This window comes from Paenibacillus mesotrionivorans (assembly GCF_046098205.1).
Taxonomy (GTDB): domain Bacteria; phylum Bacillota; class Bacilli; order Paenibacillales; family NBRC-103111; genus Paenibacillus_AR; species Paenibacillus_AR mesotrionivorans.
This window is the reverse complement of sequence record NZ_JBJURJ010000001.1, coordinates 131,754-157,670: the sequence shown is the minus strand read 5'-3', so window position 1 is coordinate 157,670 and position 25,917 is coordinate 131,754. Positions and strand designations below refer to the sequence as shown.

The following is a 25,917-nucleotide window of genomic DNA, read 5'->3' as shown; positions in this document are numbered from 1 at the left end:
CGTTATGGGAGGGAAAGCAGCCGGTTTTTGTGCGATTGTGGCCAAATAAGTGATGCTGTGTCCGCAAGATTCTCAAACTTGCGTTTGGGGGGGAATAGCGGCGCTGGCTTAATCGTCGGTCCGTTACGTGCCAAGGCGAAGCTCCACACTCTCGCATTCTATCGGTTAGCACAGTGAGGTGCCACATGTATGTATAGGATTGCCACCAGCCTATAGAAACAATATGTAACGGGGAGTATGCTTTTTGTAATCCAGGTAAGCCGGGCCGAACAGGCTGGGCAGGAGCTTTTCCTCCTCCAGAATCTGTTGGTGAAGAATGAGGATGCAGCATATGGCGGCCAGGCAAATGACGATGTTCGGCATCGCCAGAGCACTGCCCAAGTAAAGCAGGTCGAAGCCGACAAAGGCAGGATTCCTGCTGATCCGGTACACACCCTGCACCACCATGGCCGTTTGCTGGTTCTCCTCCACACCTGCCCGCCAGTTATCCCGCATGGTGATTAAGGCAGCAATAAAAAAAGCCACACCGATGACCATCAGGAAAACACCGGTGGACCGTACGTCCTTTGGCAGGGAAAACCCGCCCAAATATCCCGATAGCCCGGCGCTGGCGTATTGGATCACCGCCATGATGTAAGTGGCTGCCACCAGGGCGGTTTCCACCCGTTTGGTTCTAGTCGGTTTCGGTCCCCGGGCCAGCCGGTTGGTGCGGATGCCTTGTTGGGCCAGCCGAAACTGCTTATAGAAGTAAGCTAGATAAAACAAGGTCATGCAGAAAACAGCCGCAATGTTGAAGACCATGAGGTTGTTCATTTCCTCCTTTCCCACTAACAGAAAACACAGCCCATCCCGGGAATCACGCCTGCATTCTGAGGTCCGTGCTTCGTCCGCTGATGGGCTGCTCACGTTTATTTATTCTGGAGAATGGTTTCCCAGAAGGCGGGATCCTCCTGGCCCAGCCGCCAGGCGGCTACACCGACCAGGTCGTACTTTTTGGCGAGCTCAAGCCGTGCTTTGACCGATTCCTGATTTTCCAGCCAGAAGACCCGCTTGTTGCCGTCATCGCCGTAATATTCCACCTTGTATTGGTTAAAGGTTTTGTCCCAAGTGGAGACAGTCGGCCTGGAAGCCATCAAGGCCTTGAGATCCCGGGAGTACAGTGCTTTATTTCCTAATAATCCGCCGTTGGCATCCAGTGTCCATTCCCGTACATAGAAGGGGATGCCCAGGATCAGCTTGTCTCGTGGAATGCCATAGGACAGGAACTCTTCAATGCCTTCCTCCACCCACTGCAGACCTGCAACAGAACCGGGTACAGTGCTGCCGGAATAATGCTGGTCATAGGTCATCGTAATCACATAGTCCACGATACTGCCCAGCTTTTCATGGTCGAAGGCGGTGAGATGGTTCCACTTAACGCTGCCGCGGGGAAGATCTACAGAGATTTTGAGCCCTTGTTGATGGGCGGCGGCGGTCAGATTGGTAATGAATGTGGTGAATGCAGCCCGGTCCTTGCCGTTCAAGCTTTCAAAATCCACGTTGATCCCGTCCACACGGAGCTGGGCGCTTTTGGCCACCAACGCTGAGATAAAGCGGGCCTGGGCATCCTTATCCGCCAGGAACTGGGTGGTTAGAGCGCTGTCGAATTGGTTGCTGACCAACGGATGCACCTGGTAACCCCGGCTGCGAAGAAGATCCACGGTCTCCTTGCTGGAGGCATCCTTCAGCTTGCCGGTGGCATCCTCCAGGGTGAACCAGCTGGGAGAATCCACATCAAGTCCCATCAGGTTGGAGGTTTGGGTGTCGATGGTGCTTTTGGCGGAGGAGCCATTCCAGCTCCAAATCTGCAGCGCGCGGAAGTTATTCCAGAATTTCATCCCTTCCCGGCTGCGGATGGAGGCATTGGAGTAATAGGAAGCGTAGCTTAACGCATCGCTGAGCTTATTATATTCGCCGATCAAATTGCTGTTCTGGTAGACTGTATAGGAAGGATAATTATTCCAGATAATCTTGCCGTTAAGGCGGATGGTGGAGTGTCCCCACAGCCGGGCGTAATCGGCAGCTTGATCCAGGCTGACGAATTCATCCAGGAGGTTTTCGTTCTGATACACCTTGTATTCCTTGAAGTTGGTAAACACAGTTTTCTTATCCGCGATCCGGACAATCTGGGAGCCGCCCCAATTCAGGGCCTCGTTCACCGCATCCTCCAGATAGGCGAAACGCCAGCTGTCCTGAGAGTAAGTACCCTGGTAAACCTGGTAAGCCAACTGGCCGTTGCGGAGCTCCGCTTTTTCCTTGCTGCTCAGGTTATCCCAGACCCAGTGGTTATCCGACAAGTCGATGATATGCGCGCCGCCCCATTTCCGGGCTTCGGCGATGGCTGCATTGAGGGTAGTAAAGGACCAGCCGTCAAGAGTGGCATCCCCTTGATATACCCGGTAGCGGGGGTAGTTGTTCCATACCCATCCGCTGCCCTGGAGATCGCGGACGCTGGAGACTCCCCATTTGGCAGCTTCGGCCACGGCTTCCTCCAAGGTGCGGAAGGCGCCGTCGGGAAGCGCATAATCCAATTGATACACCTGGTAACGGGGGTAGTTGTCCCATTTCCATGCGCCGGTGCTGATTTCCTCCACACGGCTGGCATAGAAGTATTGGGCATACCCGACAGCTTGGTTGTAATCCTGGAATTCCTTAACGGGCTGGTCGAACTGATAAACCCGGTACTTGGTAGTTTTGTCCGCCGCCGCAAGTCCTTGGGTGGGGGCCAGGAAGGGAACGGCAATGGCGCAGGCTAATGAAACAGCTAATCCTTTATACATCCAATTCCTCATGCGTCACTCCTCTTTCTACCAGTTTCTACTCTATTAAACGGCAGAATGATAGATTTGTTGCGCAGGAAAATATGGAAATTTTTTGTCATCAAAAAAAGCCCCTCATGTCTTCTGTGACATGAAGGGCTTTGGCTGTAGTGGAAACGTTTATACCGCGACTCTGGCGATCATTTCATCCTCAATATACAGGCTGATCTGGCTGCGAAACACCTGAAGCCCATGCTCCTTGTACAGATACTGCTCAATTGCCTCCAAAATGGTGGCTTCGATGATGTACTGGCTCCGGCCCATAGTGGTGACTTCCGCGGAATATCCCAGATCGTCATCATACATCAGCTGCACGTCCACGGCCTCCGGCCGGATTTGCTTGCGCAAGGCCGTATTCAGGCAGATGGCATTCATTATCTCCTGCTCATTCAAAACCATGGATTAGTACCTCCGGCCGCTGTAGCGTCTTTTCCGGAAGTAGCTGATGAGACTGCGGACGGCCATGATAACGGCAATGATGGCGAAGACGTTAACGAAGAGACCCAGCATCTGGCCCAAAAAGCCCATATTGCCGAACAAACCGCCAAACATCAGACCAGCAAGGCCGCCCAGGAACAGGCCTCTGGCAAATCCGCCGCCGAAAAAGCTGCGTTTGGGTGTAGTGGATGCAGCGGTTCCGGGCGCCTTGGTGTTGGAGTCGGGGGTGGTTTTATTCACGCCCGAATTGGATTTGGGAGCGGGCGCCTTGTAGCTGCCCTTGGGCGATCTATAGGCTTTGGCATAAGAAGCGGCTTCCGTTTGGACCGGTAATACGGTAGCCGTAACACCGAATACCAAGGATAAGCATAGGACAAGCTTGATGACTTTTTTCATATTGCTGCGATTTCTCCTTCATTGGTTAGTGTGATATTTAGCACTTTTTTCATTTACTCATACGGATAGAATGCGATGCGGTTTCACTATTCATGCACATTTGCTAAAATAAGTGATATTGGTTTACAGATAGGACGGTGACTGGATGGAAAGTATTGGTTTTGCTGACGCATATGTGACATATTTGGCCCATTTTCATGGAACCAGAGACTATTTTGAATGCCATGAGCTGTTGGAGGAGCATTGGAAAGAAGAGCAGGACCCGCTGCTGAAGGAGGTTTGGCATGGTCTTATCCAGGTGGCGGTGTCCTTGTACCATGAGCGACGCGGCAATCTGCCGGGTGCCCGGAAGATGCTGGAGCAGGCGGTGATCCACTTGACCAATGTCAGCCCGGAGCGGGCGGGACTTGATCCGGTGAAGCTGTTGGGGATGCTGAGGACCCGGTATGACGCATTGACACAGGATTACGGGGTTGGGGCGGAAACCAGGATCTTCGAGGATATGGCGCTGCCTTTTCTTGACGGCGGACTTCTCCGGGAAGCGATGGATCTGTGCAAGGCCTGGGGCTGCGAGTGGGGCAGAAGGAGTCCCTTGAACGAGGATATGCTGGTGCACCGGCACCTTCTGAGGGACCGGACGGATGTGGTGGCGGAGCGGGCCAGGCAGCTTGCTCTGCGCAGGCAGCAGGACGTAACAGAGAGGGATGGCATATGAACGGTGCAGCGGGTACCAAGGTCCTCATCGTGGATGATGAGCCGAATATTGTGGAGGTTATCCGGCTGTATACGGAGCATGTAGGGTATATCCCTATTGTTCTGAACTCCGGCAAGGATGTGGTCAAAACGGTGGAGGAAGAGCGTCCCGATCTGGCGGTGCTGGATGTGATGCTGCCGGATATCAGCGGGTTTGATCTTTGCCGCGGGATCCGGGCTTTGCCGGAGCCGCTCAATGAGCTTCCTATTATTATGCTGACTGCCAAAGGAGAATCCATCGACAAGCTGCGCGGGTTCAACCTGGGTGCAGATGATTATATGGTGAAGCCGTTTGATCCCAATGAGCTGGTGGCGCGGATGAAGGCAATCTTGAAACGGGCCAAAAATACCAGTACACGCAAGGATGCCAAACAGACAGAGCGTCGTATTTTGGAATATCCGGGGCTGCTGGTGGATCTGGAGCAATACAAGGTGGCCGTGGACGGGGAGCGGGTAGAGCTGACACCCAAAGAGATTGAGCTGTTGTATTTTATTGCATCCTCGCCTGGGCGGGTATACACCCGGGAGGAGCTGCTGGAGCAGGTGTGGAAGTTCGATTTTGCCGGCGGGACCCGCACGGTGGATGCCCATGTGAAGAATATCCGGAAGAAGCTGGGGGTTTGCCCGGCCTGGACCATCCAGACCTTATGGGGAATCGGGTATTCCTTTGAGGTGGAACGGACATGATCCGGAAGCTCAGGCAGAGTCTGTATCTGAAGCTGTTTTTTTCCTTCCTGGCCACATGCATTCTGTTTTTTCTGGCGTTGGCTGTGTTTTGGAGCAATTATTTTTCCGAGCTGTTCTACAAGGATAAGAAGCAGCTGCTGGTGGACCGTTCGGCGGATCTGATGCAGGTGGCCAAAAGCTACCAGGACGGCAGCTTTTACAGCCGGGAGCTGCGGATCTCCATGCGGCTCATCTCCCGCAGCTTTAACGGTCAGATCTGGATTATGGATCAGACGGGCACGATCATTTACAGCACCGATCCCTCCGGGGAAGGGCAGACCCTGCCCAAGTCTCTGCAAAGCGCCTTCAGCAAAGCCTTAAGCAATAACCGGGATTTCTTCGTGGAGCATCTGCCTGTAGGTCCCCCCGGGCGGCCTGATGGGCCTAATGGTCCCACCCAGCGGAAAAGCAGCTTTCTCATCTATTACATGCCCCTCCAGCTGAACGGGCAGTCGACAGTGGCTTTTTTCCATACGCCGGTGGAGGATATTACGGATGTGGTGAATGCGGTCCGCTGGAATATCTGGGTGCCGCTGATTTTTTCCCTGATCGCCGTAGGTCTGATTCTCTATATTATTAGCAAGAAGCTGGCGCGGCCGCTCCAGGAGATGAACCGGGCTTCCCTGGCGGTGGTGGAGCGGAATTTCAACATCCGGATCCCGGAGGGGTCAGACGACGAAATCGGGCAGGTGGCGAAAAGCTTCAATATTATGATTGAAGAAATGGAGCGTTGGGAGGATTCCCGGCAGGATTTCCTGGCCAATGTCTCCCATGAGCTCCGTTCTCCGCTAACAGCGCTGCGGGGGATGATTATGGCTATGAAGGACAATGTGATTCCGCCGGATAAACATGCCCGTTACCTGGACATCTGTGATATGGAGGTGCAGCGGCTGGGGCGTCTGGTGGACGAGCTGCTGGATTTGGCCCGGATCCAAAACGGGACGGATATTTACCGCTTCGAACCTGTGCCGGTTGTAAAGAAAACCCGCGAGGTGCTGGAGCTGATCGCTCCGACCATTAAAGCCAAAGGTTTGGTGCTGGAGGTGAAGGAGCCTGAATCGGAGGAGGAGCGCCAGGCGCTGGTCAGGCTGGACCCAGACCGGTACGCCCAGATTCTCAACAATCTGCTGCACAATGCCATCAAGTTTACACCGGAGGGCAAACGTATTATGGTGAGCATGCATGCTGCTAACGGCCGGTTCGAGGTCAGCGTAGCCGATACGGGCAAAGGTATGACCGAGGAGGAGGTCAAACGGATCTGGGAGCGTTTCTACAAGGCAGATCCTTCCCGCGCCGGCAAGGACGGTGGCGGGACCGGCTTGGGCTTGACCATTGCCAAGCATCTGGTCAGCGGCATGGACGGCCAAATCGGGGTTGCCAGCGTGCCAGGGGAGGGGACTGTTTTCACGCTGCATTTCCCGTTGACTGCTTCGGCTTAATGCCAAGCGATTGCTGGAGATATGGTACAGGGCAAGAGAGATTCTAACGGCGGCCAGAGACGCTATTTCGGCAAAAACACCACTTTTAAAATTCTAACGGCGGCCAGAGACGCTATTTGGATCAAACAGCCTGTTATAAACGGGTTTTGAGCACAATAGCGGCTTCTGCTTCCGTTAGATTTTTTGAACCCCCATTTTGGATCGAATAAGGGCTTCCACTTCCGTTAGACCTGCCGTCCGGAAAAATCCCCATCATTTCACATCTTTTTTACAAATCATGCATACCTGCTTCAAAGTTGTCCGCTATCCTGACGGTATCGTCAGGATTTTTTTTGTGAAAAAACGCTGTACGACGTTTTTTCATTCGGAGGAGTTTGTTTTGGGTTGAACATGGAGGAGAGGGGGACTTCACTATGCGTAGGAAAAGCTACATAGTCCTTCTTTTTTTGGCGGTCTGCGGGCTCCTTGTTGCCGCCGGCTGCATAAGCCGGTTGGAGTCCCGCACGGCGGCCCCGTCCATATCTCCATCCGTGAGCCCTGCAGGAACCCCGGCGCCGTCGGCGACGCTGGAGCCGATTCAAAGCCTGCCGGAAGCGGATATGGTCCAATTCTTTCATTTCCTGCTGGAGATGGACGACAAACCAAAAACAACCCTGACCAAAATGCAAGCGGAGGCGGTGCTGCCACTAGTCAGACAGAATGTGGAAAAAGGAACCATGGACGACGAAGACAAAAAGGCGATTTTGCACACCTTCGGGGAGGAGCAAATGGCCTTTTACACCGTTTGGATCAACCGGGGGAATGATCCCGGAAGAGGCAAACCGCCGGATAACCGCAGGGATGGCGGCCTTACGGATGAGGAATGGCAGCGCTGGAAGCAGGATTGGATGCACCGGACGGACCAGGCACATCCCGAGCATCCGGGAACGGACGCTTCCGGCCCGCCTGGCGTTACGATTTCTCCTGGTCCGGATGGAACCGGCCCCGGAGCCTGGGCGGCAGGGGAAAAGAATGTGGAGCAGCTGCTACTGGAGCGGCTGGAACAGAAAATTCAGCTTTGACAGTTGGACAAAACGGATAATCGCGGTGTTTTAGGAGGCGGAAGGATGAATTGGTTAAAACGGAATAAACGATGGCTGCTCATGGCTCTGGTTGTGGTGGTCTGCGGGGGCGGAACATGGCTTTATCTGGGTCAGCGTGAGGCATCGGGAAGCAGCAAGGATACGGAGCTGACAGCCAAGGTCACCAAAGGGGATATCCGGTCCTCGGTGACAGGCACGTCCCAGCTTCAGCCCAAGGAAACCAAAACCATTCAGGCTCCTGCCGAAGCGGTCATTAGTAAAATCAATTTGACCCGCAATATGGATGTCAAGAAGGATGATGTGCTGGTGGAGCTAACCAGCGCTACCTTAAGCAATAACATGACCAAGGCGCAAGCCACCTTGGCTACCTTGGAAGCGAATTTGAATGATGTTACGGAGCAAATGAACGCCCTGACGACTGTATCTCCTATAAGCGGAGTGATTACTCTCGCTAATGGATTGGATGCCGGCGTGGAGCTGAACCGCAAGGCCAAAATCGGCACGGTTTCCGATAATACCAAGCTGGTAGTGACGCTGCCCTTTTTGATGGAGGATGCCCAGCAGTTTCAAACAGGGGAATCCGTGGAGCTGACCATCGATAGCTTCATGATGACCAAAACCGGTAAGATCACCAACATCGGCAAGGACCCCAAGCCTGATCTGAAGGGTAACCGCCTCTTGGATGTGGAAATTACGGTGGACAATGACGCCACCATGGATGCGGGGCTGAAGGTGAACGGCAAGATTACGACCGCCACCGGCACAGCGGAGTCCCGCAAGGAAGGAATCTTGGCCTATAGCCAAACGGTGAATATTCTGGCCGGGGTGGCCGGCACCGTTGAGCAGTTGAATGTGAAAACCGGCGATTATGTGCAAAAGGGCCAGCTGATTGTGGTCATTGCCAACCCGGATATCAACAACGACTATCTGACCAAAAAAACGAATTATGACCAGCAGCAGCTCACCATCGACACCCTGCAGGAGCAGTTGGATGCTTTGACCATCAAGGCGCCCTTCGACGGTGTGTTCTCCACCGACTTTGTCAACCAGCGGACCAATATCCTGACCACACTGGTGCCGGGAACCAAGGTGACCAGCGCAACCCAGTTCGGCGGTGTGGCCAGCATGGAAACCATGACTCTTGCCATTCAGGTGGATGAGCTGGATCTGCCCAATATTAAGGTCGGCATGCAGGTGGATGTGAAGGTGGATTCCATCAAGAACAAAACCTATAAGGGTGAAGTGACCCAGGTATCTACTGTCGGCACGACGACAAATGGCGTTACATACTATGATGCGGTGGTAACCGTATCCAAGCCGGACGGGTTGAAGTACGGCATGACCGCAACCGGCGAGATTCTGATCCAGAATAAACAGGGGATCCTCATGATTCCTCTGGAAGCTTTACAGAGCCGGGCAGGCAAATATTACGTGAAAATCAAAAACGAGGACGGCACCTACGAGGAACAGCATGAGATTAAAATCGGCATCCGCAATAAAACCAATGTGGAAGTAACCAATGGTTTAAGCGAAGGTCAAACCGTTGTGATCCCCATCCAAACCAAAACTCAAACCATGAGCGCCGATGAAATCCAGAAGCTGCGGCAGCAATTCCAGCAGGGCGGACAAAACGGCCAGGGTATGCAGATCGATCCGGCTATGATGCAGCAGTTCCAGGAACGGATGCAGCAAGGCGGTGGCGGTGGCGGCGGTACACGGCAAGGCGGCACGACCGGTGGCGGAGGAGCCGGAGGCGGTGCTGGAGCAGGCGCAGGTGCCGGGGGCGGTGGTCAGCGTTGAGCGGGAAACCCAATATTATTGAGCTGACCAATATCGTCAAGACCTATACCCGTGGAGCAGAGGAGCTCCATGTATTGAAGGGAATTACCCTTCATGTGCAGGACGGTGATTTTGTGGCCATTATCGGGCCCAGCGGTTCGGGCAAGTCCACCCTGATGAATACCATCGGGCTTCTGGATGTGCCCACCTCGGGAAGCTATGTGCTGGATGGGGTGAATACCCTGGGGCTCTCCGACAACAAAATGGCCGAGCTGCGCAATCATAAGATCGGTTTTATCTTCCAGCAGTTCAACCTGCTGCCCCGTCTTACCGCGTTGGAGAACGTGGAGCTGCCCCTGATCTATTCCGGTATATCCCGTGCTGAGCGCCGGGAGAGCGCCTTGGATATGCTGGACAGTCTGGGAATGAAAAGCCGTGCCGGGCACAGGCCCAGCGAGTTGTCCGGCGGCCAGCAGCAGCGGGTTGCCATAGCTCGGGCGCTTGTGTCCAAACCCTCTCTGCTTTTGGCTGATGAGCCCACGGGGGCTTTGGATTCCAAAACAGGCAAGGAAGTGCTGGAGCTGATGCTGGAGTTGAACAAACGGGGCAATACCATTGTTCTGATTACCCATGATCCCGGTATTGCCGAACATGCCAGCCGTGTGGTGGCCATCCGGGACGGCGAGCTGACCAGCGACCACCGCAATGACGGCGTTCGGAAGGAAGCCAAGCAGGATGAGGCGGTGTTGAAATGAAAATATGGGAATTAGTCCGTATGGCGCTTCGCACGGTGATATCCAACCCCATGCGCTCCATCCTGACCATGCTCGGTGTGATAATTGGCGTAGGCTCGGTTGTTGCGCTGGTTGCTATTGGCCAAGGCTCCACCGCCAAGGTTTCCGATGAAATCTCCGGATTGGGAACGAATCTTCTGGTTGTCAATATCCAGAATACTGGCCGGGCGACCCAACTGAATTATGAAGAGCTGATGCAATTGGAGCAGTTTTCGGAATTCAACTGGGTGGCGCCCACCATCAGCAAGGGCAGCTCCAATGTGAAGTATGACCGGACCAAAGCCTCCTATTCGGTAATCGGAACCAATGACCGGTATGGCAGTATGAACAAGGTAACCATGGCCTCCGGCCGGTTTATTGCAGAACCGGATCTGGAGTTCCGGAACAATGTGGTAGTGCTGGGCAGCGATGTGGCTAAAACCTTCTTCGGGTTTTTGGATCCGGTAGGGCAGGAGGTCAATATTGACGGTGTGGTTTTCTCGGTAATTGGTGTTATGGAGCAGAAGGGTAAAAACATCAATAATACCTCCATTGATACCACAGTTATCATGCCTCTGACCACCGCACAGCGCCAATTCAAGCTGGGAAGCCTGCGTACCACTTATGTGGAGGCGGCCTCCAAGGAAGATGTAGCCACAGCGGAGCAGACACTGAAGGATTATTTATATTACAAGTTTAAATCCGACAGCGGGTATGAAATTCTGAACCAGAATGAAATGATGAAAACCCAAGAAGCCATTGCGGCGCAAATGTCATATATGCTAGCCGGAATTGCCGCGATTTCCCTGTTAGTAGGCGGGATTGGCATTATGAATATTATGCTGGTTACGGTTAGCGAACGCACCCGGGAGATCGGGATCCGCAAGTCTATCGGAGCAAAGCGGAGAAATATTCTGTTCCAGTTTTTGGTGGAATCCATTGTACTCAGCGGTCTGGGCGGTCTGATCGGACTCCTGGTCGGCATCGGAATCTCCTATGGGATCGAATATTTCAACAGCTCCATGCCGACACAGGTTTCCCTGTGGGTGAGCCTGGCGGCTTTTCTGTTCAGCGTATTGGTCGGAGTCCTTTTCGGTTTGTACCCGGCCAACAAAGCCTCCAAGCTGCGCCCGATAGATGCCCTGCGTTTTGATTGATACCAGATATAACAGACTGACTTGAAAGCAAGCCCACAGGAGGTAGAACCCTTTGACGAAAAACCAGCTATTCAGCAAGCATAAACGGATTTGGAGCGGTGCCTTGGCTTTTGTCCTGGCACTGGCCATGCTGCTCCCGGTATGGGGGAACAGAGCGGAAGCCGGCAAGGAGGGCGTGTTCCTGGATTCCAATGTTTACTATACCTTGGAAAAGGTCCAGTTGTCCGCCGGAAGCGAAAAAAGCTCCTTCCGCTTTACAGTGGAATTGGTGAATGATTCGGATTATGTAGTGGATATGAACCAATACGGAGTGGCGGTCCGAGATGAAGCTGGCAACCGCTACGGAGTGGAATTGACGGAGAAAATCAGCTCCCGGGTTCCTGCCCATAGCACCAAGCAGGTGAAGTATTCCGCCAAACTACCCGCCAGCGTCAGTCTGGACCAATTAAAGGTGGAAATATATGCCTGGGATCTGAAGGTCAGCGGTTATATCCGCTCTATCGGCATGCTTTCTGTCGCTGCCGCGGCAGAAGCCAGCCAAACGGCGAAGCCCTCAGCTATCGTGGCGCTGGGTGAAGTGGACAGCAGCTATGCCACCGATGCCTTGGTAAACTTTGAGCTGCAGCGGGCGTACCATGCTTATGCCAAGGATAACTGGAACGTGTATGCGGAGCTGACGGTAGAGAATCTGGGAACGGGCAGCTTCAAGCTCCCGACCGCGCTGCAAGCCGGACTCAAAAACGCAGAAGGCTTGACCTTCAGCGGCTCCGTTGTGTACGGCGGCGACGTGATGCTCCTGCCTCACCAGAAAGCCACAGTCGTCCTTGAATTCCCGGTAGGCGAGCTGTCCTTGAACGGTGCCCTTTCTATCGACTTCAGCAAAAAGGCTGCTACAACTTCGGCAAACAGCGGCAATAATGCATCCAACGGTTCCAACGGCACAACCGCCAGCAGCACCAATGCCTCTACCACCAGTACAGCTGCGGTTTTGGAATCCCTTCCCATTGGCGGATATATTACTGCCTACAACCAAGGGGAGCTGCAAGCCGACTCCTCCAACCGCAGTGGACTGACAGCAACAATTGAATCGGTTAGCGTAGCCCCAAGAGCGGACGGCGTCTCTGCAGAAAGTGTCTATACCCTGAAGAATGACGGCAGCAAGGCTGTCAGCGTGCCTGCTCTGACTGCTTTTTACCAGTCCAATGGCAGCACCTTGACTGTGGCCGCTGAGGATTCCGCGTCCCATCCGGATTACCTGGCTCCGGGGGAAAGCACTACGTATTATTACAGCGGCGTCCTGCCCACCGGCATTGACAGCTCTGCAGTTCAACTGGTGGTGATGGAGGCGAAATCCGCCTCTGTCAGTGTCCCTGTATTTGTCGCCAATCTGCCTGCTGATGCTGGAACCGGTGCTCCCGTGGAGAGCGGAAGCTCTATTTATGCCACCTCTGTTGGCAAGCTGGAGATTAATCTGAACGCTTCGTATCGCCTGAAGAGCGGCTCCGGGGATGATATCCTGATGAGCGAGGTTCAAGTGCACAACCTGCAATCCGAATCCGTCAAGCTTCCTGCCCTGTACGGCGGTTATTATGACGGCAAAAACACGGTAGATGCCACCGTCAAGGCTGTGCAAACCTCCGCTTACATCAATGCGGGTCAAAAGGCGACTCTGTATGTATTCGCCACTGTCCCCTACGATATGGAAATGTACTCCGGGAAGCTGATTCTAGGCGAAGGCACAGAAAGCGGCGGCACCGTTTCGAAGAAGAAGGAATGGCTGCGTGTGAATTACATGCTCCAGGATGAAGCTGTTTCCACAGTGACCTTAAACAATACTTGGATGGTGTCCGACCCTAGCCGGGTATCTACAGGAGCGGTAGTGGAGGTCAAGCAATACAGAAGCTTGACCAAGGGAGATTCCAGTGACACGGTAGCGGTACGGATTAACCAGAAGAATCTGATGAACCGCAGCGGCAGCGTAGTGCCGTATGTGGGCTACCTGGAAACCTCCAATGGTGAAGTTTACGAACTGGCTGCTTCTACCCCAACTGGAAAGTTGAACAAGGATGGCCAGGCCATGACCACGTTGTACGCGACACTGCCGTTCGGTGTGTTGGACAAAAATGCATATGTGGTTTTTGGCCCCCAAATCAAAGATCAAATTTTCTCACCAGCCCATAAGTACAAAATCAGCATCTCGTCTAATCAGCCTGGGCCGTTGAATGGGGAAACATGGGTCATCAATGAATCGGTTTTCCCCTTTAACGTCAAAATTGGTGCTATGGAAAGAGTGATGAGCTCCGGCGGATACTTTTTTAAATTCCGGTACAAGCTGGAGAAATTAAGCGACACCTTGCATAATTCCACAAACCGTTCCTTGTATTTTGAGGTGGAGGATGCAGAGAATGTCATTGTGAAGACCTTTGATATTCCTCTTGAGGGAACAGGCTCCTTCCAGAGCACCGACGATGTGGATGTAAAGCAGTCCCTGCAAGTTCCATTGTCAGATATCAAGGACCTGGACAGCTTTACCGAAGGAAATCGCATCAAGGTCTATGAAAAATTCGAAAATGCTGTCCGGTATCTGGGGGAAATAACGATTAATTTGAATTAACGGCTTAGCCGTGAGGCGGGGCACAGTTAAAGGTCTGTGCCTCGTCCTATTTCACTTGGGGGGAGCTTGATGAGCATTCACTTGAAAAAGATAGCCTCATGGATTCTGGCCGTTCATTTATTCATACCGGCTTCTGTCTCCTATGCGGAGGAACATGCTGAGCCCATATTGGAGCTGGGGACTACTCCAATCGTCACGAATGCGGTATTCCGGGATGTAGGCAATCATTGGGCGGCCAACGCCATATATAATATGACTCAATATGGCATAATCAACGGTTATGACGACTCCACCTTTAAGCCGGGTAATAGTATGACACGTGAAGAGTTTGCCGCCTTATTGGCAAGGTCCTTTTCCTTGGAATGGAACACCGGCAACCGGGTATCCTCCTATACGGATATCCAGCCGGACAGATGGTCTGTCCCCTACATTGAGGCCGTCCGCGGGATCTATCCTGGCCCTGCCTTAGGGGAGGATACAGAATATAAGCCCACAACACCAGTTACCCGTGAAGAGTTTGCGGCTGCGTTAGTCCGGATACTGGGATATACCGGACCGGAGCGGACGGATCCGGCTGCTTTGGACAGCACCTTCCGGGACGCCGGTCAGATTGCGGAGGAGTACCGCGATGCAGTTGCTGCTGCCGTGGAGTTGAAGCTTGTTCAGGGACAAGCTAACCGCATGTTCGCCCCCAAAGCCTCCATTACAAGGGCAGAGGTGGCCAGCATCATGTACCGGGCCGTTCTGCTTTCAGAGGAAAGCACGGGACAAATCCCGCAGATCAATCTTCCTACACAAATTAAAACAGATGTTTTTGAGGTTAACGGAACGGTAGGAGAGGGAGCAGAAGTGATCCTGAACGGACAAAAGCTCCAGGTGGAAAACGGCGCTTTCCAGGCGCAGTTGAGGGTGTTCAATGAAGGTGCTTACGAAATAGTTATTGCCATTCGCTCCCCTTCAGCCAATGTACATTTTATCCGTAGAAAGCTGGTTTACGAACGGGCTGTTCCTCAAATCAGCCTATACAGCCCAGTTGAAACAGCCACCAAAAACAAAATAAATCTGGCAGGCAAGGTATCTTATGAAGAAACCAATACGCTGCCAGATCTGTATGTGAACGATGAAAAAGTAAACGTCCTTAGAGGTGGAGATTTTAATAAGGATGTAAGTCTGGAGGAAGGTGTGAATAAATTCCGGTACAAGGTGGTTGCAAGCGACGGGAGAATTGCCGAACTCACTAAGGAAATCCTATTCACTCCTCCTGCCCCCGTGCTGAATCTAAATTCAATTCCCGCCAGCACAAAATCCAAAACAATCACGGTTTCTGGTACTGTAAAGGATGTGAACGACGAGAACGCAATAGTGTATGTGGATGGCCAAATGGTGGAGCCTGACGTACTCGGTGTTTTTTCGAAACAGCTAAACCTGCAAGAAGGTAAAAACACCATTGTCATCACAGCCCAAAATATATATGCCAAGGTAAGCACTGTCGTTAAAACCATTGAAGTAACAGAGGGCAAATAGGCTTATCCTCATACGGCTGCTCACAACAACACCCCCGCACAAGCGCAAGCTTGCAGCAGGGGTGTTCCTTTTATTCCTTCTGTTGTTCTGCCGCGGTAATCCCGTCCTCCGACAGCAGGTCCAGCCTGCCGGTGGTAGGGTCAATAATAAGCCCGTGGACGAGGATTTCTTTGGGCAGGAGGGGATGGTTCTTGATCAGGGAGACGCTTTTGACTACACCCTCCTGGGCTTTGCCGAAGCCGGTGAGCCAACGCTCCAGGTCAATGCCGGAATGGGCGATGGTTTCCAGCACCTCGGGTTGGATGCCCCGTTGTTTGGCCTTCTCCAGCACCTCTCCGGAGCTGAGTCCGGTCATGCCGCAGTCATAATGCCCGACCACGAATACCTCCGTTGCGCCCAGCTCGTACACGGCCACCAGGATGCTGCGCATAATGCTCCCGAAGGGATGGGAGACGATGGCGCCGGCGCACTTGATGATTTTGGCGTCGCCGTTGCGCAGGTTCATAGCTTTGGGCAAAAGCTCCACCAGACGGGTATCCATGCAGGTCAGAATGACGATTTTTTTGTCCGGAAATTTGTCAGTGACATATTCCTTGTATTGCCCTTCTTGTACAAAGGTTTGATTATGGTTCAGGATGTCCGTGATGCGCGACATGGCGAAGCCCCCCAACTGCATAATTATACATGATCCATACAAAATATTTTAATGAGTATTCTATCACAAAACCCGCTTCAGTTGAAAAGGATTTTAAAAAAACGTATCATAATTTTAAAACGGGCAAGGTGGGATCACAAGGTATGGCTGATTTTGAATCGGTATTAAAGGGTTACCGTGAACTGGTAGCCAAAATTCGCAGCTATCAGGAAGCTGTTGGGCTGATTTATTGGGATATGCGGACCGGCCTTCCGAAGAAGGGCGTGGAGAGCCGCTCCCAGGTGGTGGGGGTGCTGTCCGGTGAAATGTTCAAGCTCACCGTGTCTGATGAAATGGGCGGGTACCTGGACACTCTGGAAAAACCGGAACATGCAGAGAAGCTGGATGCCATAAGCCGGAAGATGATCAGCGAAAGCCGTAAGGAATACGACCGCAGCAAAAAAATCCCGCCGGAGCGGTATCAGGAATACGTTGTGCTTACCTCGCAAGCAGAATCGGCATGGGAGGAGGCCAAGGAAAACTCCGACTGGGCAACCTTCCAGCCTTATCTGGAGCGCATCGTGGCCTTCAACCAGGAGTTTATTGAGCTGTGGGGGTATGAGGGCTCTAAATATAACACCCTGCTGGATATGTATGAGCCGGGTATGACAGAGGAGAAGCTGGACCGGCTGTTCGGCGCTTTGCGCAGCAAGCTGGTGCCGTTGGTGGAGGCGATTGTCCATGCGGAGCATAAGCCGGACACCTCCTTTCTCCAACAGACCTTCCCGAAGGAGCAGCAAAAGGCCTTCAGCCTGTTTATCCTGAAAGAAATGGGCTATGATTTTGACGCAGGCCGTCTGGATGAGACGGTGCATCCCTTTGCCACCGGGCTTAATCCGGGAGACGTCCGGGTCACCACCCGTTACCTGCCAGAGGATGTGGTCAGCGCCTTGTTCGGCACCATCCATGAAGGCGGGCATGCGTTGTACGAACAGAATATTATGAAGGAGCTGGAGGGTACGAACCTGTGCTCGGGAACATCCATGGGCATCCATGAATCCCAATCCCGCTTCTGGGAGAACATGGTGGGCCGGAGCAAGGCCTTTTGGTCCCGGTATTATCCCGACCTGCAGCGTATCTTCAATGGCCAGTTCGATGGTGTGGCCGCGGAGGACTTCTATCGGGCGATTAATGAAGTGAAACCTTCGCTGATCCGCATTGAAGCGGATGAGCTGACATACAACCTCCATATTATGATCCGTTATGAGATTGAAAAGGCATTGTTCAACGGCACCGTCAAGGTGGCGGATCTGCCGGAGGTGTGGAATGCCAAGTATAAGGAGTATCTGGGGATTGTCCCGCCTAATGCCGGAGAAGGTGTATTGCAGGATGTGCATTGGTCCGGCGGCTCCTTCGGATACTTCCCGTCCTATGCCTTGGGCAACATGTACGCCGCGCAGATCCGGCATACCCTGCTGAAGAAGCTGCCGGAGGCAGAGGCGCTCATCGCCAAAGGAAATCTGCTGCCCATCAAGGCATGGCTGGCTAACGAGATCTACCAATACGGCATGCTCCATACGCCGGGTGAAATTGTAACCCGTGTAACGGGTGAGGAGCTGAGCCCGGATTATCTGGTGGACTATCTGACGGAGAAGTATAAGGAGATTTATAAGCTGTAATTACATTCATCTAGTTGCCTATCCGACAAAGGCATATTGGTGAATAAATGTTCATGTGAAATGACTGGGAGGGAAAGGAGTTGAGAGTTTTCCTTTAGGAAAACTGGCTCCGGAAGGATATGCTTTGAGGGCGAGTTTTTTGGCGGCTTTGAACCCTTACAATTCTAATCCAATCAAGGCCGACAAAACGTGTTTGAGCATCCAAGGCGCTCCTTTCCCGGTAAGGAATGAAACTCGATGAATATTTATTCGCCATAACCACTCACTCGGAAGGTTAGAATGGACCGGGAGGCGATGAAACATGGAAGTGCGGATGAATCCACACACCACGGACAAAATCAAGCAGGCGATGGGCGATCAGGAGGGCATCCTTAAGCTCTTCTATGATACGGAGGACTGCGGCTGCAACGGCGTATTGGTACTGCAGGTGCTGGATCAGCCCTATCCCACAGATATTCAGGTGCAGGCGACGCCATTCTCCATCTTCATAGACCGTCAGCAGGCGCCATTATTTGATGAGCTCATGAATGTGGAGGCGGATCCTGTTTTTCCGGTATATAAGGTCAGCAGTGATGATTCCGTGTTCAGCACCAATGTGCCGGTGAAGGATTTGCGAAAGCAAGCCGTATAACCGTTTATATGTAAACCGAAAGCCCGGTCCTTTTCCAGTACGGAAGAGGCCGGGCTTTTTTTATTTCATTGTATTGAAAAAGTTTTACCCAATATTCTCGGCGTAGTTCGGTGCGGGGATATTGATCAGAGTTACATACAGCGTGGAATTGCCGTTTCCGCCGCTGGTGTAGGAGAATTCCTCATCTCCAGTTACCCGAACGACCTCGCCGCTGCCAAGGGCCGATTCCGTACCGTTAACGGTAACGGCTCCTTCACCCTCCAGCTGCAGGATATATACGTCCGCCCCCGGATGCTTATGAGTCGGCAGCTGCTGCCCAGGGCCGAAATTCAACAGGAATATGACATGGCCTTCTTCTTTAAATAGAAGCCGCTTGGTAAACCGGCCCTCCGGAAACTCTTGGAACTCACGGATTGTTTTCTTCTCCATTTACTCCACTCTCCTTTTCCTATCGCTACAAGTACATTGTACAGTCATACAAGGATGACTTTGTGACGCACATCACAAGAGTGTTTTCAAAAAGTTTTTCACCCGCCTATGGGCACATGCATAGGATGGAGAAACGAAACATTCCATCAGGGAGGAACACCAATGAAAAGGAAAGCCGGTTTGCTGTCCGTAGCTTTTGTATTGGCTCTGTCCGCGGGGCTGGCGGCTTGCGGAGAGAAGAAGGAGGAGGGTTCAACCACTGTGCGGCTGGCAGAGGTAACCCGTTCCATTTTTTATGCGCCGCAGTATGTGGCTTTGTCCCAGGGCTTCTTCGAGGAGGAGGGGCTGAAGGTGGAGTTCCAAACCATCGCCGGCGGAGATAAGGTCTCCACAGCCCTTTTGTCCGGTCAGATTGATGTGGCGCTGGTTGGAGCGGAATCCACCATTTATGTCCGCAACCAAGGGGCAGATGACCCGCTGATTAACTTTGCCCAATTGACCCAGACGGACGGGACCTTCCTGGTTTCCCGCAAGCCTGTCCCGAACTTCGACTGGAGCTCGCTGAAAGGGGTCACCTTCCTTGGACAGCGCAAGGGCGGTATGCCGCAGATGGCCGGGGAATTTACCCTGAAGAAAAAGGGTATTAATCCCCAGAAGGATCTGAATCTGATCCAGAATGTGGACTTCGCCAATATCCCCGCGGCCTTCACCTCCGGGACGGGAGATTATGTCCAGCTGTTTGAGCCTCAGGCCACAGTGATCGAAAAGGAAGGCAAAGGCTATGTTATCGCCTCCTTCGGCAAGGAAAGCGGCAAGCTCCCCTACACGGTATTTATGTCCAAAAAAAGCTACATTACGAAAAATTCCGACACCGTGCAAAAATTCACCAATGCTATCCATAAGGCTCAAAAATGGGTAGAGTCCAAGTCCGTACCGGAGATAGCGGAAGCCATCATCAGCTACTTCCCCAACACGGATAAAGCAGTGGTGGAGGGTGTGGTGAAGCGTTATAAGGAGCAGGGCTCCTTTGCCACCGACCCTATCATTGATGAAGCAGAGTGGAAGAATCTCCAGGATGTAATGGAGGCGGCAGGAGAATTGAAAACCCGAGTCCCCCTGGCGGACCTGGTGAACAATTCCTTTGCCGAAAAAGCCGCGAAGTAGGTATGGTTGGGTGAATGGTTATGGAATAGAAATTTGAAGGCCCCGCAAAGTACCCGGAAAAGCAACAGTGAATAGGCATCACTTTGCGGGGATCTGTAGATTGGAGGCTGGCGTTCCCATGGGCTCTTCAGTCCGCTTGAAGGATGTTACACATGTTTATGTCAACAAGCAAGGCGCCACGCTGGCGTTGGAGGGCATTAATTTTACCCTGAAGGATGGAGAATTCGTCAGTATTGTCGGCCCCAGCGGCTGCGGCAAAACCACATTGCTGTCCATTATGGCGGGACTCTTCAAGCCTGCAGACGGGAAGGTGGAGGTCAATGGAGCCCTTTTGGAGGGGCCGTCGCCGCATATCGGCTACATGCTCCAGCAGGATTATCTGTTCCCGTGGCGTACCATCTGGGACAATGCACTTCTGGGCTTGGAGCTCCGCAAGGCGATTACACCGGAATCCAAGGAATACACCCTTCATCTTCTGGAGGAAATGGGGCTGGCGGACACCCTCCAACGTTATCCCTCCCAGCTCTCCGGGGGAATGCGCCAACGGGTGGCGCTGGTGAGAACCCTTGCAGTGAAGCCGGATATCCTGCTGCTGGATGAGCCGTTCTCCGCTCTGGATTACCAAACCAAGCTGCAACTAGAGGATCTGGTAGCCATGACCCTGAAGAAACACGGGAAAACGGCAGTGCTGGTCACCCATGATATCTCCGAGGCCATTGCCATGAGTGACAGAATCATAATCTTGGACCGCAATCCCGGCCGGACCCGCAGAGAAGTAGCAGTTCCAGAGGCAATCCGCAATGAATCGCCGTTTCTGGCCAGGGAGGCGGAGGGGTTTCATCCGCTGTTTCATACCATCTGGCAGGAATTCGAGGCTATAGAGAAGGATGCCGTGGAGCGGAAGGGAGGTCCCGGGCCATGAAGGAGTCCTCTGTACACCTGTCCCTTTCACGCCGTGTCTGGGAGGAATACCGCGCGGCGCAAAAGAAACGCAACCGTCTCGTCCGCCTGACCCAGCTTCTGATTCTGTTGGGCGCCTTTGGCTTATGGGAGCTGGCCGGGCGGCTGAAGTGGATTGACGTGCTGCTGTTCAGTTATCCCAGCAAGATCTTCACTCTCTTGTACGAGCAAATTTCCACCGGCGAGATGCTTCCCCATATCGGCGCTACTGTGTGGGAGACTTTGGTAGGATTTATCCTGGGAACGGTGGCGGGAACAGCATTGGCGGTGCTGATCTGGTGGTCCCCCTTTCTGGAGCGTGTGCTGGACCCTTACATCGTCGTGTTGAACAGCCTGCCCAAGGTGGCATTGGGGCCGCTGTTTATCGTGGGCCTGGGTCCCGGCTATACCTCTATTATCGGAATGACACTGGCTATCACCGTTATCATCACCACGTTGGTGGTGTACTCCAGCTTCAAGGAAGTGGATACCAATTATCTGCGGGTGATCCGGGTGTTCGGCGGAGGCAAATCGCAGATTTTCCGGAAGGCCGTTTTTCCCGCTTCGGTGCCTACTATTGTCTCCACTCTCAAGGTGAACGTAGGGCTGGCCTGGGTCGGCGTGATCGTCGGCGAGTTTCTGGTTTCCAAGCAAGGGTTGGGCTACTTGATCATATATGGCTTTCAGGTGTTCAATTTTACCCTGGTGATTGCCAGCCTGCTGGTGATTGCCGTAGTTGCCGCCTTGATGTATCAGGCTGTGGCGTGGCTGGAGAACCGGCTCAACAACCGCTGGTAAATACAATCAAAAAGGAGAGGGAATCATGTCTAATAACGTTTATACCCCCGGTCAAGTGGTGTACCAGGCGGACAATCAGCATGTGGAGGCAGCTAAAGGGGTACGGGAAAAGCTGCACGGCATCTGCAAGCAGCGGTTAATGAACCGCCACGTTATGGTAAAAACCATAGACGGGCATGAATATGAAGGGATTATCGTCTTTATCGACGACGGAAATGTATACTTGAGCCTTGCCCAGGATGAAGAATTGAACAAACGGTTTTTTCCCTACGGCGGCTTTTATGGTCCGGGTCCGGTAAATCCCGGCGGGGCCATCCTGCCGCTGGTTCTGTACAATTTGCTGGCCATTACCTTGTTGACCTGACCGATTGCATACTCCGGCTTATCAATCGCCATCGAAACCTGCGGAATCTCCGCAGGTTTTTGCTGTTTTTGTTGAAACCGCTCTGAAGGGAAACAAAAATCGTATAGAAACACCTAAAGATTCTTAAGGCCCGGAATGACAAAAACGCGGTACATTATAAACATCCCATCCAACAACGAAATTCCGCAGAAAGAAGGAGAGACCATGAAAACAGCGCCACCCGCTGTCGGAACGGGGCAAGTGCCGGCAGCCAAAGAGGCATTTTACCAGACAAAGCGGTTCAAGCAGAATATCCCGCTATTTATCATGCTTATACCGGGAATCCTCTATTATCTGATCTTCCGTTATTTGCCTATGGGCGGTCTTGTGATCGCTTTCAAAAATTACAATTTCCATGACGGCATATTGCACAGTCCATGGGTAGGGTGGAAATACTTCGAAATTTTGTTCCAGTCCCATGTTACGCTGCAAATCATCTGGAACACGCTGACCCTGAGCATTCTGAATCTGATCTTCGGATTCCCTGCGCCGATTATTATCGCCATTGCTTTGAATGAGGTCCGCAAAAACTGGCTGAAGCGCTGGATTCAAACCATCATTTACCTGCCTCACTTTTTGTCCTGGGTCATTGTGGCCGGGGTTGTACTGACCCTGTTCTCCATTGACGGCGGCACCATCAACAAGCTGCTGGGTCATTGGGGGATGGAGCCGGTTCCGTTCCTGTACCGCGCCAACTCATGGGTTGCCATCTTTATCGGCTCCGGCATGTGGAAGGAAATGGGCTTCGGCGCCATTATCTATCTTGCCGCTCTTGCCGGTATTGATCCCAGCTTGTACGAATCCGCCGGGATGGACGGCGCAGGCAAGCTGAGACAAATTTGGCATATCACCCTGCCGGGCATCCGTTCTACCATTATCCTGCTCTTGATCCTTGGTATGGGCCGCCTGATGGAGGTAGGGTTTGACCAGGTTTACAATCTGCAGAATCCTACGGTCCTGGAGAAAGCGGAGGTCATCAGCACCTACGTGTACAAGGTGGGGCTTCAGCAGGCCCAGTTTGGCTTAACCACAGCCATGGGGTTGTTCGAATCCTTTGTCGGCCTGGTGCTAGTACTGTCTGCCAATGCGCTAGCCCGTAAATTCGATCAGGGACTATTCTAAGGAAAGGAGGGACATCCTCTTGAAGGAATCCACAGGCGGAAAAGTGTTTGTCGTCTTCATTCATATCGTTTTAATCCTGATTTCGCTCACCTGTATCCTGCCTTTCCTGCATCTGATTGCATTGTCCGTAAGCTCGGGACATGCCGTTGATCTGGGGCAGGTCTGGTTCTGGCCAGTGGGGCTTGATTTCACCGTGTACAGATACTTTTTCGAGAATACACCAGCCCTCCGCGCCTTCACAAACAGTGTCACCATTACCATATTCGGAACCTTGTTGAGCATGTTGGCCACTGTACTGACGGCGTATCCCTTGTCCCGCCAGTATCTTTATGCCCGCAAGCCAATTACAACGGCCGCATTGTTCACCATGCTTTTCGGGGGCGGCATGATCCCCACTTATCTGGTCATGAACAACCTGCATTTGACCAATACCTACTGGTCCCTCTGGTTTGGCGGGCTGATCAGCACGTATAATATGCTGATTATGAAAAGCTACTTTGAGAGCATCCCGGGGGAAGTGGCGGATTCCGCCCAGATCGACGGCTGCGGCGAGGTTCAGCTCCTTACACGCATCATCCTGCCGTTGTCTCTCCCCATGCTGGCTACACTGACGCTGTTCTATGGCGTCGGTTACTGGAACATGTTCATGAGCGTCATCCTTTACATCAACAAGACGAACCTGCAGAATTTGACTGTGATCGTCCAGGGTATGCTGCAGATTCAAGGAAACTTCAACGTGTCGGCCATGGATATGATGCAGCAGCAGGAAATGGTGTCTGAAAAGCTGAAGGCGGTTGGCGTTATGGTCATGGTTGTGCCGATGCTGGCAGTATATCCGTTCCTGCAGAAGTATTTTGTCAAGGGGATTATGCTTGGCTCTATCAAAGGGTAGTCATGCAATCAATCATAGATTAAGGGGGACTCCACATGGAAAGACAATCATCTGCAACAAAAATGAAGGTCACGGTGGCATTGGGGTTGTCGGCGGTGATGGCGGCTGGGGCAGTGGGCTGCAGCCAAAAGGAAGAAGGAACAAAAGGGAAAACCGAAGAAAAAGCTACAATTACGGTTTCCAACTATGACAGAGGTAATATTCCCGCAGCGGAGGGAACCGTTGAGGACAACCGCTGGACCAAGTGGATCAATGAGCATTCTCCCGTAACGGCCAAGTATGTGCCGATTGCCCGGGCAGAAGCAGTGAAGAAGCTGAATGTGCTGTTCGCATCGGGCAGTGCGCCTGATATTGTCAATGATTATGATACGGGGTTCCGGAATTCCTTGTACCAGCAGAAGCAGCTGATGCCGCTGGACGATTATTTGAAATATGCGCCTGAATATGAGAAGCTGCTGGAGAAATATCCCCAGCTCCGCAAAATCGGCACCAAGCCGGACGGCAAGCTTTACGAAATCGGCAAAATCAATGAACCCCATCTGCAGAGCGTAGCCTTTATCCGGATGGATTGGCTGAAGAAGCTGAAGCTGGAGGTTCCCAAAACCACCGACGAATTGCTTGTGGTTCTGAAGGCTTTCGTAGAGCAGGATCCTGACGGCAACGGGAAGAAGGATACGTACGGAACCAATATGAGCTACACCTCGGACGGCATGGTGGATTCCATGTTCGGCTCCTACGGCTGGAAAATCTCCAGTGACGACAAAATTGTAAGAACCTGGGACAATACCCTGGAATCCCTGAAATTCAAAAAGAAGATGTTTGAGGAAGGACTTATCGATAAGGATTACCTGGCGGACAAGAATGGAGCCAAAGCCAAGCAGGATTTTCTGAACGGCAAAGTTGGCGTTTATCTGCCACCAGCAATCACCAACTGGTTTGAGAATACAGTTACGGATGTCAAAACCCTCAAAAAGGTTGTTCCGGAGGCGGAGATCGCACCGATGGCGCAGCCCAAGTCTGCTATGGGACAATACGTCCACCATGTGGTGAATCCGGTGCAAATGACCACAGTAATCAATGCTGCGGCCAAAAATCCCAAGGCGGCTATGGAATACATTAATTTCATTATCAAGCCGGAGACCAGTCTGATTCTCAAGAAAGGTGTGGAAGGAGAGCATTGGAAGAAGGGTGCAGACGGCTTCCCCAAGGTGATTGATCCTGCCAAGAATGCCAAGGAGCTGGATTGGGCTGCGGACTACTCCATGTTTTACTCCATCCCGGAGAATCCGCTCTTGATCTCCACTACGGCCTTTGATGTGAGTGATCCCGACCAGAAGGCAGGTCTGGAGATGCTGAAGAAAGCCGACGAATTCCTGCTGAATCCCGACGCCCAGTATCCTGCACTGAGCCATTATGAGCATATGCCTACCCTGCCCAGCGATTTGGTCGTAGTTAATACCAATGTGGACAAGGAAATGAAGGACATTTTTACCAAAGGTATTATTGGCGGGCCCAAGTATACCCCTGAGCAAGCCGTAGCGGATGCCAAGGCAGCCTGGGAAAGAGGCGGCGGCAAGCAAATTGAGGAATTCATGAATACCTGGTATAAAGAGAATAAGGACAGAGCTTTCCTTGGCAAGGACATCCTGGACCTGGTCCGTTCCCAACACAAGTAAGAGAAGGAGTA

Annotated in this window: 24 protein-coding genes; 18 read left to right on the top strand and 6 right to left on the bottom strand. The window is 52.5% G+C overall.

Going from position 1 to position 25,917, the window contains the following annotated elements; all coding sequences use genetic code 11:
• Positions 1–210: 210 nt before the first annotated feature.
• The 4 genes from ACI1P1_RS00745 to ACI1P1_RS00730 form a co-directional block, all read right to left on the bottom strand.
• Positions 211–813, bottom strand: coding sequence for a methyltransferase family protein (locus tag ACI1P1_RS00745; RefSeq protein WP_416214439.1), 603 nt, complete (start codon positions 811–813; stop codon positions 211–213).
• A gap of 95 nt (positions 814–908) precedes the next feature.
• A complete protein-coding gene (locus ACI1P1_RS00740) occupies positions 909–2,831 on the bottom strand; it encodes a glycosyl hydrolase family 18 protein (RefSeq protein ID WP_416214438.1) in 1,923 nt (640 codons plus the stop codon).
• Between the two features lie 147 nt (positions 2,832–2,978).
• On the bottom strand, positions 2,979–3,257 hold the full coding sequence (locus ACI1P1_RS00735; protein ID WP_416214437.1) for a DUF2653 family protein: 279 nt from the start codon (positions 3,255–3,257) through the stop codon (positions 2,979–2,981).
• Between the two features lie 3 nt (positions 3,258–3,260).
• The gene (locus ACI1P1_RS00730) at positions 3,261–3,692 is read right to left on the bottom strand and encodes a hypothetical protein (protein ID WP_416214436.1); all 432 of its coding nucleotides are present in this window, start codon (positions 3,690–3,692) and stop codon (positions 3,261–3,263) included.
• 145 nt (positions 3,693–3,837) lie between these two features.
• Between ACI1P1_RS00730 and ACI1P1_RS00725 the strand changes: the two genes are divergently transcribed.
• The 9 genes from ACI1P1_RS00725 to ACI1P1_RS00685 all read left to right on the top strand — a co-directional run bounded on the left by ACI1P1_RS00725 (position 3,838) and on the right by ACI1P1_RS00685 (position 15,539).
• Entirely contained in the window at positions 3,838–4,407 is a 570-nt protein-coding gene (locus ACI1P1_RS00725; protein WP_416214435.1) for a DUF309 domain-containing protein, read from the top strand.
• Positions 4,404–5,132, top strand: coding sequence for a response regulator transcription factor (locus ACI1P1_RS00720; protein ID WP_416214434.1), 729 nt, complete (start codon positions 4,404–4,406; stop codon positions 5,130–5,132). Before ACI1P1_RS00725 ends, ACI1P1_RS00720 begins: the two co-directional genes overlap by 4 nt.
• Positions 5,129–6,610 (top strand): sensor histidine kinase, encoded by a 1,482-nt coding sequence (locus ACI1P1_RS00715; protein ID WP_416214433.1) that lies wholly within the window; start codon positions 5,129–5,131, stop codon positions 6,608–6,610. Before ACI1P1_RS00720 ends, ACI1P1_RS00715 begins: the two co-directional genes overlap by 4 nt.
• Positions 6,611–7,023: 413 nt before the next feature.
• Positions 7,024–7,671 (top strand): hypothetical protein, encoded by a 648-nt coding sequence (locus ACI1P1_RS00710; RefSeq protein ID WP_416214432.1) that lies wholly within the window; start codon positions 7,024–7,026, stop codon positions 7,669–7,671.
• A gap of 45 nt (positions 7,672–7,716) precedes the next feature.
• Entirely contained in the window at positions 7,717–9,492 is a 1,776-nt protein-coding gene (locus ACI1P1_RS00705) for an HlyD family efflux transporter periplasmic adaptor subunit (protein ID WP_416214431.1), read from the top strand.
• Entirely contained in the window at positions 9,489–10,226 is a 738-nt protein-coding gene (locus ACI1P1_RS00700; RefSeq protein WP_416214430.1) for an ABC transporter ATP-binding protein, read from the top strand. The genes ACI1P1_RS00705 and ACI1P1_RS00700 overlap by 4 nt, the downstream gene beginning before the upstream one ends.
• Entirely contained in the window at positions 10,223–11,401 is a 1,179-nt protein-coding gene (locus ACI1P1_RS00695; protein WP_416214429.1) for an ABC transporter permease, read from the top strand. Before ACI1P1_RS00700 ends, ACI1P1_RS00695 begins: the two co-directional genes overlap by 4 nt.
• 52 nt (positions 11,402–11,453) lie before the next feature.
• Positions 11,454–14,015 carry a hypothetical protein gene (locus ACI1P1_RS00690; RefSeq protein ID WP_416214428.1) on the top strand — a complete coding sequence of 854 codons (2,562 nt, stop codon included), beginning with the start codon at positions 11,454–11,456 and terminating at the stop codon, positions 14,013–14,015.
• Positions 14,016–14,084: 69 nt separating this feature from the next.
• The gene (locus ACI1P1_RS00685; RefSeq protein WP_416214427.1) at positions 14,085–15,539 is read left to right on the top strand and encodes an S-layer homology domain-containing protein; all 1,455 of its coding nucleotides are present in this window, start codon (positions 14,085–14,087) and stop codon (positions 15,537–15,539) included.
• A gap of 70 nt (positions 15,540–15,609) precedes the next feature.
• Here ACI1P1_RS00685 and ACI1P1_RS00680 read toward each other — a convergent pair whose 3' ends face one another.
• Positions 15,610–16,194, bottom strand: a complete 585-nt coding sequence (locus ACI1P1_RS00680; protein WP_416214426.1) for a beta-class carbonic anhydrase — start codon at positions 16,192–16,194, stop codon at positions 15,610–15,612.
• A gap of 143 nt (positions 16,195–16,337) precedes the next feature.
• Between ACI1P1_RS00680 and ACI1P1_RS00675 the strand changes: the two genes are divergently transcribed.
• Complete coding sequence (locus ACI1P1_RS00675; protein WP_416214425.1) at positions 16,338–17,852, top strand: carboxypeptidase M32; 1,515 nt, start codon at positions 16,338–16,340, stop codon at positions 17,850–17,852.
• A 301-nt stretch (positions 17,853–18,153) separates the two neighbouring features.
• Positions 18,154–18,483 (top strand): iron-sulfur cluster biosynthesis family protein, encoded by a 330-nt coding sequence (locus ACI1P1_RS00670; protein ID WP_416214424.1) that lies wholly within the window; start codon positions 18,154–18,156, stop codon positions 18,481–18,483.
• A gap of 84 nt (positions 18,484–18,567) precedes the next feature.
• Here ACI1P1_RS00670 and ACI1P1_RS00665 read toward each other — a convergent pair whose 3' ends face one another.
• Positions 18,568–18,912 (bottom strand): cupin domain-containing protein, encoded by a 345-nt coding sequence (locus ACI1P1_RS00665; protein WP_416214423.1) that lies wholly within the window; start codon positions 18,910–18,912, stop codon positions 18,568–18,570.
• A gap of 162 nt (positions 18,913–19,074) precedes the next feature.
• On the opposite strand from ACI1P1_RS00665, the gene ACI1P1_RS00660 reads away from it, so the two are divergent.
• The 7 genes from ACI1P1_RS00660 (at position 19,075) to ACI1P1_RS00630 (ending at position 25,906) form a co-directional block, all read left to right on the top strand.
• Complete coding sequence (locus ACI1P1_RS00660) at positions 19,075–20,076, top strand: ABC transporter substrate-binding protein (RefSeq protein WP_416214422.1); 1,002 nt, start codon at positions 19,075–19,077, stop codon at positions 20,074–20,076.
• A 118-nt stretch (positions 20,077–20,194) separates the two neighbouring features.
• Positions 20,195–20,998 carry an ABC transporter ATP-binding protein gene (locus tag ACI1P1_RS00655; RefSeq protein WP_416214421.1) on the top strand — a complete coding sequence of 268 codons (804 nt, stop codon included), beginning with the start codon at positions 20,195–20,197 and terminating at the stop codon, positions 20,996–20,998.
• Positions 20,995–21,813: an ABC transporter permease gene (locus tag ACI1P1_RS00650; RefSeq protein ID WP_416214420.1), complete on the top strand. Its 819-nt coding sequence runs from the start codon at positions 20,995–20,997 to the stop codon at positions 21,811–21,813. The genes ACI1P1_RS00655 and ACI1P1_RS00650 overlap by 4 nt, the downstream gene beginning before the upstream one ends.
• A 25-nt stretch (positions 21,814–21,838) precedes the next feature.
• Entirely contained in the window at positions 21,839–22,177 is a 339-nt protein-coding gene (locus ACI1P1_RS00645) for an LSm family protein (RefSeq protein WP_416214419.1), read from the top strand.
• Between the two features lie 204 nt (positions 22,178–22,381).
• On the top strand, positions 22,382–23,338 hold the full coding sequence (locus tag ACI1P1_RS00640) for an ABC transporter permease (protein ID WP_416214418.1): 957 nt from the start codon (positions 22,382–22,384) through the stop codon (positions 23,336–23,338).
• A 19-nt stretch (positions 23,339–23,357) separates the two neighbouring features.
• Positions 23,358–24,230: a carbohydrate ABC transporter permease gene (locus ACI1P1_RS00635; protein ID WP_416214417.1), complete on the top strand. Its 873-nt coding sequence runs from the start codon at positions 23,358–23,360 to the stop codon at positions 24,228–24,230.
• A 35-nt stretch (positions 24,231–24,265) separates the two neighbouring features.
• On the top strand, positions 24,266–25,906 hold the full coding sequence (locus tag ACI1P1_RS00630) for an extracellular solute-binding protein (RefSeq protein WP_416214416.1): 1,641 nt from the start codon (positions 24,266–24,268) through the stop codon (positions 25,904–25,906).
• Positions 25,907–25,917: the final 11 nt, after the last annotated feature.

Coding starts and splice junctions, on each gene's coding strand:
- ACI1P1_RS00745 (WP_416214439.1), bottom strand. CDS start 813: ATGAACAACCTCATGGTCTTCAACATTGCGGCTGTTTTCTGCATGACC.
- ACI1P1_RS00740 (WP_416214438.1), bottom strand. CDS start 2,831: ATGAGGAATTGGATGTATAAAGGATTAGCTGTTTCATTAGCCTGCGCC.
- ACI1P1_RS00735 (WP_416214437.1), bottom strand. CDS start 3,257: ATGGTTTTGAATGAGCAGGAGATAATGAATGCCATCTGCCTGAATACG.
- ACI1P1_RS00730 (WP_416214436.1), bottom strand. CDS start 3,692: ATGAAAAAAGTCATCAAGCTTGTCCTATGCTTATCCTTGGTATTCGGT.
- ACI1P1_RS00725 (WP_416214435.1), top strand. CDS start 3,838: ATGGAAAGTATTGGTTTTGCTGACGCATATGTGACATATTTGGCCCAT.
- ACI1P1_RS00720 (WP_416214434.1), top strand. CDS start 4,404: ATGAACGGTGCAGCGGGTACCAAGGTCCTCATCGTGGATGATGAGCCG.
- ACI1P1_RS00715 (WP_416214433.1), top strand. CDS start 5,129: ATGATCCGGAAGCTCAGGCAGAGTCTGTATCTGAAGCTGTTTTTTTCC.
- ACI1P1_RS00710 (WP_416214432.1), top strand. CDS start 7,024: ATGCGTAGGAAAAGCTACATAGTCCTTCTTTTTTTGGCGGTCTGCGGG.
- ACI1P1_RS00705 (WP_416214431.1), top strand. CDS start 7,717: ATGAATTGGTTAAAACGGAATAAACGATGGCTGCTCATGGCTCTGGTT.
- ACI1P1_RS00695 (WP_416214429.1), top strand. CDS start 10,223: ATGAAAATATGGGAATTAGTCCGTATGGCGCTTCGCACGGTGATATCC.
- ACI1P1_RS00685 (WP_416214427.1), top strand. CDS start 14,085: ATGAGCATTCACTTGAAAAAGATAGCCTCATGGATTCTGGCCGTTCAT.
- ACI1P1_RS00680 (WP_416214426.1), bottom strand. CDS start 16,194: ATGTCGCGCATCACGGACATCCTGAACCATAATCAAACCTTTGTACAA.
- ACI1P1_RS00675 (WP_416214425.1), top strand. CDS start 16,338: ATGGCTGATTTTGAATCGGTATTAAAGGGTTACCGTGAACTGGTAGCC.
- ACI1P1_RS00670 (WP_416214424.1), top strand. CDS start 18,154: ATGGAAGTGCGGATGAATCCACACACCACGGACAAAATCAAGCAGGCG.
- ACI1P1_RS00665 (WP_416214423.1), bottom strand. CDS start 18,912: ATGGAGAAGAAAACAATCCGTGAGTTCCAAGAGTTTCCGGAGGGCCGG.
- ACI1P1_RS00660 (WP_416214422.1), top strand. CDS start 19,075: ATGAAAAGGAAAGCCGGTTTGCTGTCCGTAGCTTTTGTATTGGCTCTG.
- ACI1P1_RS00655 (WP_416214421.1), top strand. CDS start 20,195: ATGGGCTCTTCAGTCCGCTTGAAGGATGTTACACATGTTTATGTCAAC.
- ACI1P1_RS00650 (WP_416214420.1), top strand. CDS start 20,995: ATGAAGGAGTCCTCTGTACACCTGTCCCTTTCACGCCGTGTCTGGGAG.
- ACI1P1_RS00645 (WP_416214419.1), top strand. CDS start 21,839: ATGTCTAATAACGTTTATACCCCCGGTCAAGTGGTGTACCAGGCGGAC.
- ACI1P1_RS00640 (WP_416214418.1), top strand. CDS start 22,382: ATGAAAACAGCGCCACCCGCTGTCGGAACGGGGCAAGTGCCGGCAGCC.
- ACI1P1_RS00630 (WP_416214416.1), top strand. CDS start 24,266: ATGGAAAGACAATCATCTGCAACAAAAATGAAGGTCACGGTGGCATTG.